At 50.8% G+C, this 16,398-nt stretch carries 11 protein-coding genes; 4 read left to right on the forward strand and 7 right to left on the reverse strand.

Annotation, left to right across the window (positions count from 1 at the left end; all coding sequences use genetic code 11):
* Positions 1-27 precede the first annotated feature (27 nt).
* Positions 28-2,592, reverse strand: coding sequence for a DNA gyrase subunit A (gyrA, locus tag BQ7480_RS09660; RefSeq protein ID WP_072542667.1), 2,565 nt, complete (start codon positions 2,590-2,592; stop codon positions 28-30).
* Positions 2,593-2,836: 244 nt separating this feature from the next.
* Here gyrA and BQ7480_RS09665 point away from each other — a divergent pair, with 244 nt between their 5' ends.
* The 4 genes from BQ7480_RS09665 (at position 2,837) to BQ7480_RS09680 (ending at position 10,218) form a co-directional block, all read left to right on the forward strand.
* Positions 2,837-5,386, forward strand: a complete 2,550-nt coding sequence (locus BQ7480_RS09665) for an ATP-dependent Clp protease ATP-binding subunit (protein ID WP_072543977.1) — start codon at positions 2,837-2,839, stop codon at positions 5,384-5,386.
* Positions 5,387-5,509: 123 nt separating this feature from the next.
* Positions 5,510-7,561, forward strand: coding sequence for a molecular chaperone HtpG (gene htpG / locus BQ7480_RS09670; RefSeq protein ID WP_072542668.1), 2,052 nt, complete (start codon positions 5,510-5,512; stop codon positions 7,559-7,561).
* Between the two features lie 125 nt (positions 7,562-7,686).
* On the forward strand, positions 7,687-8,919 hold the full coding sequence (gene serB / locus BQ7480_RS09675) for a phosphoserine phosphatase SerB (protein ID WP_072542669.1): 1,233 nt from the start codon (positions 7,687-7,689) through the stop codon (positions 8,917-8,919).
* 21 nt (positions 8,920-8,940) lie between these two features.
* On the forward strand, positions 8,941-10,218 hold the full coding sequence (locus BQ7480_RS09680; RefSeq protein ID WP_072542670.1) for a DEAD/DEAH box helicase: 1,278 nt from the start codon (positions 8,941-8,943) through the stop codon (positions 10,216-10,218).
* Between the two features lie 365 nt (positions 10,219-10,583).
* Here BQ7480_RS09680 and abc-f read toward each other — a convergent pair whose 3' ends face one another.
* The 6 genes from abc-f to BQ7480_RS09710 all read right to left on the reverse strand — a co-directional run bounded on the left by abc-f (position 10,584) and on the right by BQ7480_RS09710 (position 16,154).
* Positions 10,584-12,449 carry a ribosomal protection-like ABC-F family protein gene (abc-f, locus tag BQ7480_RS09685; RefSeq protein ID WP_072542671.1) on the reverse strand — a complete coding sequence of 622 codons (1,866 nt, stop codon included), beginning with the start codon at positions 12,447-12,449 and terminating at the stop codon, positions 10,584-10,586.
* 33 nt (positions 12,450-12,482) lie between these two features.
* Positions 12,483-13,307, reverse strand: a complete 825-nt coding sequence (locus BQ7480_RS09690; protein ID WP_072542672.1) for a DUF3805 domain-containing protein — start codon at positions 13,305-13,307, stop codon at positions 12,483-12,485.
* A gap of 39 nt (positions 13,308-13,346) precedes the next feature.
* Positions 13,347-13,724, reverse strand: a complete 378-nt coding sequence (locus tag BQ7480_RS09695) for a VOC family protein (protein ID WP_022353655.1) — start codon at positions 13,722-13,724, stop codon at positions 13,347-13,349.
* Positions 13,725-13,757: 33 nt separating this feature from the next.
* A complete protein-coding gene (locus BQ7480_RS09700) occupies positions 13,758-14,483 on the reverse strand; it encodes an MBL fold metallo-hydrolase (protein ID WP_072542673.1) in 726 nt (241 codons plus the stop codon).
* A 4-nt stretch (positions 14,484-14,487) separates the two neighbouring features.
* Positions 14,488-15,675 (reverse strand): hypothetical protein, encoded by a 1,188-nt coding sequence (locus BQ7480_RS09705; RefSeq protein WP_083581889.1) that lies wholly within the window; start codon positions 15,673-15,675, stop codon positions 14,488-14,490.
* A gap of 101 nt (positions 15,676-15,776) precedes the next feature.
* Entirely contained in the window at positions 15,777-16,154 is a 378-nt protein-coding gene (locus BQ7480_RS09710) for a RidA family protein (protein WP_072542674.1), read from the reverse strand.
* Positions 16,155-16,398: the final 244 nt, after the last annotated feature.

Here is a 16,398-nt window from a genome sequence, read left to right on the forward strand (position 1 = left end):
TTGAATTTAGTAATACAAATATTCAAGTTAGTTTTTGTCGGAATTCTCGTCACCTTCTTCCTCCGCAGGCTGGATGGTTTCCCCGTCAACCGGCTGGATGTCCGATGGCTGGATGGTTTCTGTGCCTTCCGCCTCTTCCTCTTCCGTTTCAGAAGCTACCTTGCAGACAGAACCAATCTGGTCGTTCCGTTTTTCCAAATCAATCAGGCGCACGCCTTGTGTGGCACGTCCCATGATGCGCACGTCGGCCACTTTCAAACGGATGGTGATGCCCGACTTGTTGATAATCATCAGGTCATTGTCGTCGGTTACCGACTTGATGGCTACCAAGTGTCCGGTCTTTTCCGTAATGTTCAGCGTCTTCACACCCTTTCCGCCACGGTTGGTCTTGCGGTAGTCCTCAATGTCCGAACGTTTTCCGTAACCGTTTTCAGATACCACCATGATGGTTTCCGTGTCGGGGTCCTTGATGCAAATCATTCCGATTACTTCATCGGCTCCATCCTCATCGAGCGTGATGCCGCGTACACCCGTAGCCGTACGTCCCATTTCGCGGACAGCACTTTCGTGGAAGCGGATGGCACGGCCGTTGCGGTTGGCAATCACGATTTCGTTGTTGCCGTTGGTCATGCGCACTTCAATCACGCGGTCATCCTCACGAATCGTAATGGCATTCACACCGTTCTGACGCGGACGTGAGTACTGTTCCAGCAAGGTCTTCTTGATTACCCCGTTCTTCGTACAGAAAAGCACGTAGTGGCTATTGATGAAGGCCGTGTCGTTCAAGTTCTTCACACGCAGATAAGCCGTTACCACATCATCGGCCTCGATGTTCAGCAGGTTCTGGATGGCACGTCCCTTGGAGGTCTTGTTGCCTTCCGGAATCTCATATACTTTCAGCCAGTAGCACTTTCCTTTCTGTGTGAAGAACAGAAGAGTGTTGTGCATCGTAGCCGGATAAATATGTTCGATAAAGTCTTCGTTACGGGTTTCGCTACCCTTTGAGCCTACCCCGCCACGGTTCTGTGCATGGAACTCAGAAAGCGGTGTACGCTTGATGTATCCCATGTGGGAAATGGTGATGACCATTTCATCGTCGGCATAGAAGTCTTCCGGATTGAATTCTTCCGAAGCATACACGATTTCCGAACGGCGGTCGTCACCGTATTTTTCTTTCACTTCAATCAGTTCGTCCTTGATAACCTTCTTACAAAGTTCCTCGTTGCTCAGGATTTCCTCGAAGTAAGCAATCTGCTTCATCAAGTCCTCGTATTCAGCATGGAGCTGGTCTTGCATCAGACCGGTGAGCTGGCGCAAACGCATTTCCACAATGGCGCGGGCCTGAATCTCGCTCAGGTTGAAGCGGGCCATCAGGTTGGTAATCGCCTCGTTCGGGGTCTTGGCCGCACGGATGATGCGGATTACCTCGTCGATATTGTCGGAAGCGATAATCAGACCTTCCAGAATGTGGGCACGTTCCTTGGCCTTGCGCAGGTCGTAACGCGTACGGCGGATTACCACCTCGTGGCGGTGTTCCACGAAATATTTAATCAGGTCCTTCAGGTTGAGCAGACGCGGACGACCGTGAACCAGCGCCACGTTGTTCACACCGAATGAAGTCTGAAGCATGGTCATCTTATAAAGCTTGTTGAGCACCACGCTGGCGTTGGCATCCCGCTTGATGTCGATGACGATACGCATACCTTCGCGGTCGGTTTCATCGTTCACATTCGAAATACCGTCTATTTTCTTTTCGTTCGACAAGTCGGCGATGCTCTTGATGAGTTCGGCCTTGTTCACGCCGTAAGGAATTTCCGTCACCACAATCTTGTCGTGCGTAGGATGCGATTCGATTTCCGCCTTTGCACGCATCACGATACGTCCGCGTCCGGTTTCGTAGGCGTCGCGCACCCCGCTTATACCATATATATATCCTCCTGTCGGGAAGTCGGGCGCCTTGATGTATTGCATCAGGCCGTCCACATCAATATCATTGTTGTCAATGTAAGCCACGCAGGCATCAATCACTTCGCGCAAGTTGTGGGTCGGCATGTTGGTAGCCATACCTACGGCGATACCCGATGCTCCGTTCACCAACAGGTTCGGAATACGGGTCGGCATGACGGTAGGTTCCTGCAACGTATCATCAAAGTTGTTGGTGAAGTCTACGGTTTCCTTGTAAAGGTCCTGCATCATTTCCTCGCCGATTTTCTTCAGGCGGGCTTCGGTATATCGCATGGCGGCCGCACTATCACCGTCAATAGAACCGAAGTTACCTTGACCGTCGACCAGCGGATAACGCATCGACCAGTCTTGAGCCATTCTGACGAGGGCTCCATATACAGACAAGTCACCGTGGGGATGGTATTTACCCAACACTTCACCCACGATTCTCGCGGCTTTTTTATACGGTTTGTCGGATGTATTTCCCAGCTCCATCATTCCATACAAAATACGGCGATGCACCGGCTTAAATCCATCTCTTACATCAGGGAGGGCGCGTGCCACGATTACCGACATAGAGTAGTCAATGTACGACGACTTCATTTCCTCTTCGATGTTGATTTTTATAATTCTGTCTTGTTCTTGCATTTAACACATTATTAATTATACTTCCTTTTCAAGGCTTGTGAAAAACCATGCTAAAGTACGACTTTTAGCCGATATACAAAAACTTTTCCCCTAAAAAATACGCGTGGCACCTCTTTTGGGAGGGCATACAGCCCGTGTGGCACACATTTTGTTAAATAGAGAAAAAGACTTCGCTTGAAATCTTTATTATAATGTATATTTGCAATCTATTTTTGACTTAACTTTGAGGATATATATGAATTTGATGAGCAACGAATTTACGCAACAAGTGTCTGATATTGTCGTATATGGCAAGGAAGAGGCCAACCGACTCCAGAACGCCCATATCGAGCCTGCACATCTGCTATTGGGCATCATACGCGACGGTGAGTGTAAAGCGGCAGAGATTCTAAAGTCGTTCTACCTGGACCTGAAAGCCATCAAGAACGAATTAGAAACGCAATTACGTGAACAGTCCATCCCCGAAAATTATTCTCAGGATATTTCCTTCAGTCCGGAGACCTCCAAAATACTGACTCTGAGCCTGCTGGAAGCTAAACTGATGAATGAACAGAAGGTGGACACACCCCATATTTTACTGGCAATTATGAGAGACAATCAAAATAACGCATCCAAGATTTTGGAAAAGAATGATGTAACTTACGCAAAAATCACCGACCGTCTGAAATCGGGCAATACGATTATCAACGGACTGGATTTCAATGATGACGAAGAAGAGGAAGGCATCGGACACCGAAACGCTCCGGACAGGAACGAGGGTGCTTCAGGCGCCCCTAACAATCGCCAGACTACGCAAACAGCCCCTCCCAAATACCCGGACGGAGACACCCCCAACCTGAACAAATACGGCATTGACCTGACAAAGGCAGCCGGGGAAGGCAAACTCGACCCCGTGATTGGACGGGAAAAGGAAATTGAACGAATCGCCCAGATTCTGAGCCGGAGAAAGAAGAATAACCCGATTCTCATCGGAGAACCGGGAGTAGGAAAATCCGCCATTGCGGAAGGACTGGCGCTCCGCATCATCGAGAAAAACGTGTCGCGCACCCTGTTCGAGAAACGGATTGTATCGCTCGATATGACGGCAGTAGTGGCCGGCACCAAATACCGCGGTGAATTTGAGGAGCGTATCCGTGCCATTTTGTCAGAGGTCAAAAAGAATCCGGACGTTATTCTGTTCATCGATGAAATCCATACCATCGTGGGAGCAGGTTCAGCAGCCGGTTCCATGGACGCCGCCAATATGTTGAAACCGGCGCTGGCCCGTGGTGAAATCCAATGCATCGGTGCTACCACGCTCGACGAGTACCGGAAGAACATCGAAAAGGATGGAGCGCTGGAACGCCGTTTCCAGAAAGTACTGGTAGAACCTACCACTCCCGAAGAGACGTTGCAGATTCTCCGGAACATCAAGGACAAATACGAAGAGCACCACAATGTGATGTACACCGACGAAGCACTCGAGGCTTGTGTACGCCTGACCGACCGTTATGTGACCGACCGCTATTTCCCGGACAAGGCCATTGACGCACTGGACGAAGCAGGCTCACGTATTCACCTGACTCACATCTCCGTACCGAAAGAAATCGAGGAACAGGAGCGGTTGATTGAGGAAGCCCAGCAACACAAGAACGAGGCCATCCGTTTGCAGAACTTCGAACTGGCTGCCAGCTTCCGCGACCGCGAGAACCAATATACCGCACAGCTCGACCGTCTGAAAAATGAATGGCAGGAGAAGTTGAAAGACAACCGCGAAACCGTAGACGCTCCCCAGATTGAGGAAGTGGTGTCCATGATTTCAGGAGTTCCCGTACAACGCATGGCCCAGTCGGAGGGAATTCGGCTGAAAGGAATGCGGCAAGCCTTGCTATCCAAAGTCATCGGACAAGACAAAGCGATTGACACCCTCGTGAGAAGCATCCAGCGGAGCCGTGTGGGCCTGAAAGACCCGAACAAGCCGATTGGCACGTTTCTCTTTTTAGGACCTACAGGCGTGGGAAAAACGCATCTGGCCAAAGAACTGGCCAAGAACATGTTTGGCTCCACAGAGGCCATTATCCGTATTGATATGAGTGAATATATGGAAAAGTTCACCGTGTCACGTCTGGTAGGAGCTCCTCCGGGATACGTGGGTTACGAGGAAGGCGGCCAGCTGACGGAAAAAGTGCGCCGCCGCCCTTACTCTATCGTCTTGCTGGATGAAATCGAAAAGGCACATCCCGATGTGTTCAACATGCTCCTGCAAGTGATGGACGAAGGTCGGTTGACGGATAGTCTGGGACGTACCGTGGATTTTAAGAATACGGTCATCATCATGACGTCCAACATCGGTACCCGCCAGCTGAAAGAATTCGGCAAGGGCATCGGCTTCACGGCCCAGACCAGTGAGAACGAGAAGGAACATGCCAATAGTGTGATTCGCAAGGCATTGAACAAGTCGTTCGCCCCGGAATTCATCAATCGTCTGGATGAAATCGTGATGTTCGACCAGCTGGACATCGACTCGCTGGAGAAGATTATCGACATCGAACTGAAGGGACTCTACGACCGCATCGAAGGTTGCGGCTATCGGCTCCTGCTCGACCCGGAAGCCAAACGCTTTGTGGCCGAAAAGGGTTACGACGTACAATTCGGCGCCCGCCCCTTGAAGCGTGCCATCCAGAACCACCTGGAAGACGGTTTGGCGGAACTCATCCTCAACGAGGAACCGGAAGCGGGCGACACCTTGCACGTATCGCTCAACGCACAGGGCGACGGAGTGGAGATGAAAGTGGAAAAAGCCACAAAAGAATAAACGGAATTCTCTGTCAGAATTTCGGAATACAGACAAAATGTCAGGTACGAATGTATCTGGCATTTTTTTTGTGAAAAGACCGGAGAAAAATTTTTATTCGACAATCATAAAAAATAAAGAGATATGCAGAAAGGTAATATCGGGGTTACAACAGAGAACATCTTCCCCATCATCAAGAAATTTTTGTACAGCGACCATGAAATATTCCTCCGCGAGCTGGTTTCAAACGCCGTGGATGCCACTCAAAAACTGAAAACACTGGCGGCTACCGGTGAGTTCAAAGGGGAACTGGGCGATTTGACCGTCCGCGTAAAAGCCGACAAGGACAACGGTACCATCACCATCAGCGACCGTGGTCTGGGTATGACGGCCGAGGAAATCGACAAATACATCAACCAGATTGCCTTCTCCGGCGCCAACGACTTCCTGGAGAAATACAAGGACGATGCCAACGCCATCATCGGTCACTTCGGTCTGGGATTCTACTCTGCCTTCATGGTGGCCAAGAAAGTGGAAATCATCACCCGTTCTTATAAGGATGACGCCAAAGCCATGAAATGGAGTTGTGACGGTAGTCCTGAGTTTACCCTCGAAGAAACAGAACGTAACGACCGGGGTACCGACATCATCCTGTATGTGGACGACGATTGCAAGGAATTCCTGGAAGATTCTCGTCTGCAGGGCTTGCTGACTAAGTATTGCCACTTCCTTCCGGTACCGGTAGCTTTCGGCAAGAAGAAAGAATGGAAAGATGGCAAGCAGGTAGAAACGGAAGAAGACAACCTGATTAACGACACTTGTCCTATCTGGACCAAGAAGCCGTCGGAACTGAAGGAAGAAGACTACAAGAAGTTCTATCGCGACTTGTATCCGATGGCCGACGAACCGCTGTTCTGGATTCACCTGAACGTGGACTATCCGTTCAACCTGACGGGTGTGCTTTACTTCCCGAAAATCAAGAGCAACATCGACCTGCAACGTAACAAGATTCAGTTGTATTGCAATCAGGTATATGTGACCGACTCTGTAGAAGGCATCGTTCCGGACTTCCTGACCCTGCTTCACGGTGTCATCGACTCACCGGATATTCCATTGAACGTTTCCCGTTCTTACCTGCAGAGCGATTCGAACGTGAAGAAGATTTCGACTTACATCACCAAAAAGGTGGCCGACCGTCTGCAATCTATCTTCAAGAACGACCGGAAAGAGTTTGAAGAAAAATGGGACGACCTGAAAATCTTCATCAACTACGGTATGCTGACGCAGGAAGACTTCTACGAAAAGGCTTCCAAGTTTGCCCTGTTCAAGGATACAGACAACAAATATTATACGTTCGAGGAATACCAGACCCTCATCAAGGACAGCCAGACCGACAAGGACGGCAACCTGATTTATCTGTATGCCAACAACGCCGACGAGCAGTACACTTACATTGACGCCGCCAAGAACAAAGGCTACAACGTGCTGTTGCTCGACGGCCAGCTGGATGTGCCGATGATCAACATGCTGGAACAGAAGTTCGAAAAGAGCCACTTCACCCGTGTGGATAGTGACATCATCGACCGCCTGATTGTGAAGGAAGAGCAGAAAGGCGAAGAACTTCCGCAAGACAAGCAGGAAGTGCTCAGCACCTTGTTCAAAGGCCAGATGCCGAAAGTGAAGAAGACCGAGTTCCACGTAGAGGCACACGCCTTGGGCGAAAGCGGCGCTCCGATTGTCATCACACAGGCCGAATACATGCGCCGTATGAAGGATATGGCCAGCATCCAGCCAGGCATGAGCTTCTATGGCGAAATGCCGGACATGTTCAACCTGGTACTGAACACTGACCATCGTCTGATTAAGCAGGTATTGAGCGAAGCAGAAAGCGCTTGTGCCGAGAAACTGGTGCCGGTGGAATCTGAACTTGCCATGCTGACTTTGCGCCGCAACGAGTTGCACAAGGCACAGGAAGGCAAGAAGGACGAGGAAATTCCGACCACGGAGAAAGACGAACTGAAAGACGTGGAGAAGAAAATCGACGCCCAGAAGGCTGAGAAGGAAAACATCCTCAACGGCTATGCCGCCGACAACAAAGTGGTTCACCAGCTCATCGACCTGGCTCTGTTGCAGAACAACATGTTGAAAGGAGAAGCCCTGACCAATTTCGTGAAACGAAGCGTGGAAATGATTTAATTTACCCCTCAAAATAGGGAAAGCCATTCCTGCAAGCCCGCAGGGATGGCTTTTTTTGTGCCTTTTATGCCATCGGATAGAAGATAATTTGTACATTTGCAAAGATATCACGCAAACAAACAACCATGGAAAACAAAACTGAATTGATATTAATCCGTATCAGCGGAGTGGACAGGCCGGGGCTGACCGCATCGGTGACCGCAATCTTATCGAAATACCAAGTAGACATTATGGACATCGGACAGGCCGACATCCACAGTACCCTGTCGCTGGGCATTCTTTTCAAATGCTCCGACAAAGATTCCGGAAATATCATGAAGGAATTGCTTTTCAAGGCATCGGATTTGGGCATCAACATCCGCTTCTACCCCATCAGCGCGGAGGAATATGAAACATGGGTGAACCTGCAAGGCAAAAACCGTTACATCCTGACCCTGCTGGGTCGGAAGCTGACCGCTGAACAGATTGCCGGTGCCACGCGGATTCTGGCGGAGCAACAACTGAACATCGACGGCATCCGCCGTCTGACAGGACGTATCCCGCTCGATGAGAAAAAAGCCAATGTGCGGGCCTGCATCGAATTCTCGGTCAGAGGCACTCCGAAAGACCGCGAAGCCCTGCAGAGCCAGCTGATGCAGCTGAGTTCGTCGCTGGGTATGGACTTCTCCTTCCAGCAGGACAACATGTACCGCCGCATGCGCCGACTCATCTGTTTCGATATGGATTCTACCCTGATTGAAACGGAGGTCATCGACGAACTGGCCATGCGGGCCGGTGTGGGCGACCAGGTAAAGGCCATCACGGAAAGGGCCATGCGGGGAGAAATCGACTTCTGCGAAAGTTTCAAGGAACGGGTGGCCCTGCTCAAAGGCTTGGATGAAAGCGTGATGCGCGACATCGCCGAACATCTGCCCATTACCGAAGGCGTGGAACGCCTGATGTTCGTGCTCAAACGCTACGGCTACAAGATTGCCATCCTCTCGGGAGGATTCACTTACTTCGGCAACTACCTGAAAGACAAGTTCGGCATCGACTACGTGTATGCCAACCAGCTGGAAATCGTGGATGGAAAACTGACCGGACGTTACCTGGGCGACATCGTGGACGGCAAGCGGAAAGCCGAACTCCTGCAACTGCTGGCACAGGTGGAGAAGGTGGACATCGCACAGACCATTGCTGTGGGCGACGGAGCCAACGACCTGCCGATGCTCTCCGTAGCGGGACTGGGAATCGCCTTCCACGCCAAACCGAAAGTAGTAGCCAATGCACAGCAGTCCATCAACACCATCGGAATCGACGGGGTACTCTACTTCCTGGGATTCAAGGATTCTTACCTCGACGAACGGGGAAAACTATAACGACAAGCATAAAACCAAGATATGAAGTTTTCAGAACTGAACTTAGAAGATAGCGTCCTCGATGCATTGGACGCCATGAATTTCCAGGAATGTACGCCCGTGCAGGAACACACCATTCCGGTCATCCTGGAAGGAAAAGACCTGATTGGCGTGGCCCAGACAGGTACGGGGAAAACAGCAGCTTATCTGCTCCCGGTGTTGAACCAGTTGAGCAAGGGAGGCTATCCGGAAGATGCCATCAACTGTATCATCATGTCGCCCACCCGTGAGCTGGCCATGCAGATTGACCAGCAAATGGAGGGTTTTTCGTATTTCATGCCCGTTTCGAGCGTGGCGGTGTACGGAGGAAACGACGGCATCCGCTTTGAACAGGAGAAAAAGGGACTGACCCTGGGGGCCGATGTGGTCATCGCCACTCCCGGACGACTCATCAGTCACCTGAGTCTGGGATACGTGGACTTGTCGAAGGTATCGTTCTTCATCCTCGACGAAGCCGACCGAATGCTCGACATGGGATTTGCGGAAGACATCATGCAGATTGTGAAATACCTCCCCAAGGAACGGCAGACCATCATGTTCTCGGCTACCATGCCGACCAAAATCCAACAGCTGGCCAAGACCATCCTTCACGACCCGGTGGAAGTGAAACTGGCGGTATCCAAACCGGCGGACAAGATTATCCAGGCGGCCTACATCTGCTACGAGGCACAGAAGTTGGGCATCATCCAGTCACTCTTCCAGTCGCAGGAGCCGGAACGGGTGATTATCTTTGCTTCTTCCAAGCTGAAGGTGAAGGAAGTGACCAAGGCCCTGAAGCGGATGAAGCTGAACGTGGGCGAAATGCACTCCGACCTGGAACAGAGCCAGCGGGAAGAAATCATGCACGAGTTCCGCAACCGCCGCATTGACATTCTGGTAGCTACCGACATCGTGGCCCGCGGTATCGACATCGACGACATCCGTCTGGTCATCAACTACGACGTACCGCACGACAGCGAGGACTATGTACACCGCATCGGACGTACGGCCCGCGCCAACAACGACGGATGTGCCATCACGTTTGTGAGCGAAACGGAACAGACCCGATTCAAACAGATTGAGAATTTCCTGGGAAAAGATATTTACAAGCTCCCCTTGCCCGAAGAAGTGGGCGAAGGCCCGGCTTATGCTCCCCGTACTTCCAAGAAAGGCGGAGGCAACAAGCAGGTCAAGAATTTCTCCCGCAACAAAAAAGGCGGATGGAAGAAAAAGGGAGGTAACCAGCAGAAAAAACAAGGCGAACGAACGGTGAAGAACTAAAATCCATCCGTTTGTGTTTCTCTACAAGAAACCCGGATAAGTGCCACGTAAATAGAATCAGGCACTTGTCCGGGCTTTTTTGTCGGCCAAATCAGGCTTCGGGAAAAAGAACTATCATCCGATTTTTTCTGTTCACGAAAACGACGTCCCTCATATCACCAACCTCCATCACTATTCTCAAACGAACACAACAAACTGAATCACAACCGATTACCACACACCTTTAAAGTCTTACTTTCGGCCTGAACAACACATAAAAAAACGCAAGTGCGTTTGCTCTTAAACGTACTTGCGTTTTACCTAAAACGCACTTGCGTTTGGAATGAAACGCACTTGCGTTTAAGTCCAAACGTAAAGGCGTTTTTTCAGCCCTCAATTTCACTCAATTCCAGCCAGCGCATGGTCTTCTCGTCGAGCTCGTCGTTCAGGGCTGGCAGACGCTTCGACTTCTCGGTCAGTTCGTCTACACTCAACGTACCACTGCACAAGTCGGCTTCCAACAGTTTCTTTTCCTCCTCCAGGGTAGCAATGTCTTTTTCCAGCTGTTCCAACTCTTTCCGCTCCTTGAACGTCAGGCGGCGTTTTTCGTTCAACCGGACACGCTGGGTCTTTTCCTCCTTCGGTTTGGCGGCCTCCTTATCGTGTTCCGCCTTGGCCAGCTTCCAGTCGCGGTAGTCGGAATAATTGCCCGGGAAATCTCGGATGTCACCCTGACCTTTGAACACCAGCAGATGGTCGACCACCTTGTCCATGAAATAGCGGTCGTGACTCACCACGATGACACATCCCTTGAAGTTCTGCAAATATTCCTCCAGCACCTGTAAGGTCACGATATCCAGGTCGTTGGTCGGCTCGTCGAGTACCAGGAAGTTCGGGTTCCGCATCAGCACCGTACAGAGATACAGACGACGGCGTTCTCCCCCGCTCAGCTTGTACACATAGCTGTGCTGTGTTTCGGGAGTGAACAAAAAATGCTGCAGGAACTGCGAAGCCGTGAGCCGCTTGCCGTTGCCCAGTTCAATCACCTCGGCAATGTCGGTAATCACGTCAATCACCTTCATCTGCTCGTTGAACTTCAGTCCCTCCTGCGAGTAATAACCGAAACGGACGCTCTCGCCGATGTCCAGTGTCCCGCTGTCCGCCTTCTCCAGTCCCATCAGAATCTTGATGAACGTGGACTTGCCGGTACCGTTGTTGCCCACGATACCCATCTTCTCATAACGGGCAAAAACGTACGAAAAATCATCCAGTATCACCAGGTCGCCGAAACGCTTGCAGAGATGGTCGGCCTCGAAAATCTTCGAACCGATGTACGACGCCTTGACATCCAGTTTCACATTCGAGTCATAACTTCGCTGCTTGGCCACTTTCTCCAGTTCATAGAACGCTTCCTCCCGATAGCGGGCCTTATGGCCGCGGGCCTGCGGCATCCGTCGCATCCACTCCAACTCCGTGCGATACAGGTTGTTGGCACGAGCAATCTCCGCATTGGTCGCCTCGATGCGCTCCTGACGTTTTTCCAGGTAATAACTGTAATTTCCTTTATAAGAATACAGCTGGCGGTTGTCTATCTCTATGATTTCCGAGCATACCCGGTCCAGAAAATAACGGTCGTGCGTCACCATGAGCAGGCTCAGGCTTCCACGGTTCAGGTATTCCTCCAGCCACTCGGTCATATCCAGGTCGAGATGGTTGGTCGGCTCGTCCAGAATCAGCAAGTCCGGTTCCGTAATCAGCACATTGGCCAGGGCCACCCGCTTCAGCTGTCCGCCGGACAAGTGTCCGATTTTCTGGTAAAAGTCGCGGATTTTCAGCTGCGAGAGAATCTGCTTGGCCCGGCGTTCGTAATCCCACGCCTTCTCGTGCTCCATCCGTGCCAGCAGGTCATCCAGTCCGGGATTGCCGGGTGTTTCCATGCACCGTTCGTATTCCTTGATCAGTTCCACCGTGGAATTGCCATGATAGAAACATGCCTCGAGCACGGTCAGTTCTTCGGGATACTTCGGGCTCTGTTCCAGATACCCCACGCGCAGGTCACGACGGAAAGTGATTTTCCCTTCGTCATAACCTTCCTTTCCCGCCAGGATGTTCAGCAAGGTGGTCTTGCCCGAACCGTTCTTGGCAATCAGTCCGATGCGCTGTCCTTCCGCAATGCCAAAAGATATTTCATTAAAAAGCACCAAGTCGCCGAACGACTTGGTCAAGTTTTCTACTTGTAAATAAGGAGTCATAATTGATTGCTTCTAAAGTCACCGGCAGAAGGCTCAATCCATGGCCGCTTCCACCTCGTTCTTAATCCGTTCGAATTCCGCTTTCAGGTTGCACGGTTGTCCGTTGCGCACCTTGTCCCAAATCAGGGCTACCGGATTCACCCTCACCTTCGAGCCGCCGAACTGCAAGGCCGGATATTCTTTCGGTCCGTCGATGACCGTCACCCATTCCATACCGTCCATCTCATTGACCAGTATCACGCCGAAAGCCGTGCCGAATCCTTCCCACGCCTGACGCTGCTTGGGGTTGAAACGCCCGCTGTCCATCACCTTCTGCAGGTTTGCCAAATCGGCTTCCGTACCCGTGAAGTCCTTGGTCAGCTGCTTCTTGACCGTGGAAACGGCCCAGTCGTAGTCTTCGTTTATCTGGTTGATTTCCAACACCCGCACCGGAATGACGGCTTTCACCGGCTTGTCGGAAGCTCCACGCACCTTCAACGAAGCCACAATCGCTTCTCCGGCTTTCGGGCTGTCTCCCTTGACCACGGTAAACGAACATTCCACCGAAATCTCGCCCCGTCCGGTCACCCAGATGTGCGTGGTGTACCACACATTGTTTTCCTGAAAGCTCTCGGCCGAATAGACGCAGTCCCAGTTTCCCAGCTTCACTTTCTTGGCTCCACGCACTTCGCGCAGCTCATCCTCCATACACGCTGCGGCATAATCCGCCCCTTCGCCCCGATAGGCAGAAATGCGGAAATTGCCGCTCCACTTGTCCGGATTATAAAACAGGAAGCTGTCTTCCGTATCCTCAAATTCACACCAGTTGTCGGGGTACTCCAGTGAAAACCACGCCCCCGGAGAGATATATTTTTTCATAACACGTTTGTTTTAGGTTCGTATGCCCACCTGACTGATTTACTTCAGCGGAAGAATCTCAATCCAATAATCATCGGGGTCGTTGATGAAATACAGTCCCATCTGCTCGTTTTCGAAGCAGACGCATCCCATTTCCTTGTGGAACTTGCGGACCTCGTCGTAGTCGCCTGCCACACGCAGACAAAGATGGCTTTCGTTCTCACCCAGCTCATACGCTTCGGTATGGTCGCGCAACCAGGTCAGTTCCAACAGAAAATTCGAACTGCCGTCGGTGAGATACACCAGAATGAACGAACCGTCGGCCGCTTCCTTGCGGTGAGACTCGTGCAGACCCAGCGCCTTCTCATAAAATTGGATACTTTTCTCGAGGTTGGTCACGTTAATATTGAAATGGTCAAATCTTCCTTTTATTTCCATGTTTTTTCTATTTTAGTTTTTCTACAATCCTACTCAATCCAAATCTGTCTGCTGCCCGCGGTGTGCAGGTACCCACACCCGCGTACCCACCTGTGCAGCCAATGGGACGAAAGCCTCGGCCTTTGCATAGGCTTCGTCAAAATGCATCGGTACAAAGATAGCGGTTTTTATCTGTTTCACAAACTGCACAGGGCCACGCATGTATTCCCGTCCCAGCCGGGGGTCGACCGGAAACAGCACCACGTCCATCCGGTCTGTATAAGTCGCAATGTCTTCCAATTCTCTCAGGAAGAAAGCTTCATCATGCTTCCATTCCGCTTCCGGACTCTCGTCCATCCAGTGCCAGTTGTTCAGGTCGCCGGCGTGAAACACCGTTTTTCCTTCCACCTTCACCAAGAACGAGACGCCGATGTCGGTCGAGCCGAAGGCACGGATTTCCAGAAAATCATCCTGAAACACATCACCTTTCTCCATCCAGTGTATCGTCCGCGGCCGGGTTTCTCCGGCAGAAAGCTGAATGTCGCGCGAAAACACATAGACGATATCCGGCCGTCGTGCGCTCCACGACAACACCTCCCGATTGAAATGGTCGTAATGAGAATGGCTGGCCAGCACATACAACCGTCCTTCCCGTGAAAGGATTTCGCCGTGCAGAATCCCCTTGTCGGCCGACCGGGAATCTTCAAAATAATCAAATACGATGGTATAGCCTTCGCCCAGCAGGGCAAAGCCGCTATGATACAGATACACCAGTTTCATACGTTTATTTTCCGGCTATAGGTTGTACGTATGCCCGCGTGGCCTTGTCGATTTCAAGGAACATGTAGTTCACCTTTCCCGAATGAATCAGGTCTTTATGTTCGTTGTAGATGCGGGTGGCATATTCCTTGGATTTCTCGAACATGAACTTCGACACACTCTCCTGCGACTTGCCCGCCACGGTGGAATCCAGTTTCTCTTCCGGGAAGAAATCGTCCAGGTTCACATCGCCAATCATGGACGTTTCCAGGAAGTGAATGTTCCGGTGCAGACGGTCCGTGTAATAGCCCACGAACATGTGGCCCGGCACCCGCACCAGAATCGGGTTGATATTGACAGCTTTCAGCAAAGAGGCAAACAGCACACTTCCGTCCACACAGTTAATCTGGGCCGATTTCAGGGCATCGTCGAACGTCCGCACCCGCTGGGTGAACACCACGTTCGAAGAAAGGCTGCTGTTGCTGATGGAACTGTACTTGAAGCCTCTTTTCTGCAACACATACCACAAGGCATACACTTGCTTGTCGACCACTGTCGTGTCCTTACTCTGATACCCCCAGAAACGGTTGACGATACGCGAATCGAGGGCCTCGCGCAACACCTGGCTAATGTTCGGGTTGTCCTCGTTCACATACGCGGCAAAGAACTCACCCGTGTCGTGAAACTTCATATTGCTGTCGATATACCCCAACAAGCACTCGTTGATGCTGCGCACGGAATACGTATGCATGGCCGAATACACCCGCCCGTTGTTCAGCTTCGCCTGTACGGACACGGTGACCGGCATGGCCTGCGTATTCTCCAGCAATGCCTGGTAATTCCATATCACATCGGGAAAAATCAGGTATTCCTTTCCCGATTCCGGCAAAATGAATTCAGAAACCGAATGGGCAAAAAACGGTGTTTCAGCCAGTTCGATGTGAAGTTTGCTGTTGGCATGAGGACTGCGTATCTTGATGGCGATACACGATTTGGGATTGCCCAGATAGGTACTGTCGCCCGGCACAATCAGCTGGGCATCGGTCGTGGCGGTAGAAAGAATCGTAACGGGGAAGATATTCCCACCCAGTTCGTCGGTAATTTCCAGTCCGGATGAAAAAGGTTCATACCTGTAGATATACAAAGTCGTGGCAACGGCGACCAGCACGGCCAGCACGAAAGTGGCCAGTTTCCATTTATTCTCTTTCCTGATTTTAAACTTTCTCAGTAACATCATCACAAAATAACCCATTAAAAAAATACCGGAGCAGACCCGGATAAACAACTTCCCCCCGTGCCTGCTCCGGCCTGCGGTTATCTCACCGCAATACTTTCTATTTCTACCAGCACTCCTTTCGGCAAAGCCTTTACGGCCACAGCCGAACGAGCCGGGAAATCGCCCTCGAAATACTGGGCATACACGGCATTCATGTCGCCAAACAAGGCCATATCAGACAGGAACACCGTAGTTTTCACTACATTGGCAGTAGTCAGTCCGGCTTCAGCCAGCACGTTCTTGATGTTTTCAAACACCCGTGTGGTCTGTTCCTTGATTCCACCTTCCACTACCTCGCCTGTAGCCGGGTCTACCGGAATCTGTCCAGACAGGAATACCATACCGTTCACTTCCACAGCCTGGCTGTATGGGCCAATGGCAGCAGGAGCCTTTTCTGTAAAAATTACTTTTTTCATAAGAGTTAATCAATCATTTAAATTGTATTTTCAACGGCTAAATTAGCACATTTCTTTCAATCGGGAGAGAGAAATATGAAAAAAAGTCACCATTTATTCGTGATTATCACAAAAAACACTTACTTTTGTCCTCGCAATAAAGCAAAAGGGTATCAGGAAACGGATGGTGTGTTCTGTTCCCGGTTCAAACAACAACAATCAAAATCTTTCGAAATTCAAATACGTGTGAAAGAGGAAAGAGACC

It is taken from the genome of Bacteroides mediterraneensis, from assembly GCF_900128455.1.
GTDB lineage: Bacteria > Bacteroidota > Bacteroidia > Bacteroidales > Bacteroidaceae > Phocaeicola > Phocaeicola mediterraneensis.

Bases quoted from the DNA above. Each gene is read 5' to 3' on its own strand.
- BQ7480_RS09695 (WP_022353655.1), bottom strand. From the start codon at position 13,724: ATGGAAATAAAAGGAAGATTTGACCATTTCAATATTAACGTGACCAAC.
- BQ7480_RS09665 (WP_072543977.1), top strand. From the start codon at position 2,837: ATGAGCAACGAATTTACGCAACAAGTGTCTGATATTGTCGTATATGGC.
- BQ7480_RS09710 (WP_072542674.1), bottom strand. From the start codon at position 16,154: ATGAAAAAAGTAATTTTTACAGAAAAGGCTCCTGCTGCCATTGGCCCA.
- BQ7480_RS09690 (WP_072542672.1), bottom strand. From the start codon at position 13,307: ATGAAAAAATATATCTCTCCGGGGGCGTGGTTTTCACTGGAGTACCCC.
- abc-f (WP_072542671.1), bottom strand. From the start codon at position 12,449: ATGACTCCTTATTTACAAGTAGAAAACTTGACCAAGTCGTTCGGCGAC.
- BQ7480_RS09680 (WP_072542670.1), top strand. From the start codon at position 8,941: ATGAAGTTTTCAGAACTGAACTTAGAAGATAGCGTCCTCGATGCATTG.
- htpG (WP_072542668.1), top strand. From the start codon at position 5,510: ATGCAGAAAGGTAATATCGGGGTTACAACAGAGAACATCTTCCCCATC.
- serB (WP_072542669.1), top strand. From the start codon at position 7,687: ATGGAAAACAAAACTGAATTGATATTAATCCGTATCAGCGGAGTGGAC.
- BQ7480_RS09700 (WP_072542673.1), bottom strand. From the start codon at position 14,483: ATGAAACTGGTGTATCTGTATCATAGCGGCTTTGCCCTGCTGGGCGAA.
- gyrA (WP_072542667.1), bottom strand. From the start codon at position 2,592: ATGCAAGAACAAGACAGAATTATAAAAATCAACATCGAAGAGGAAATG.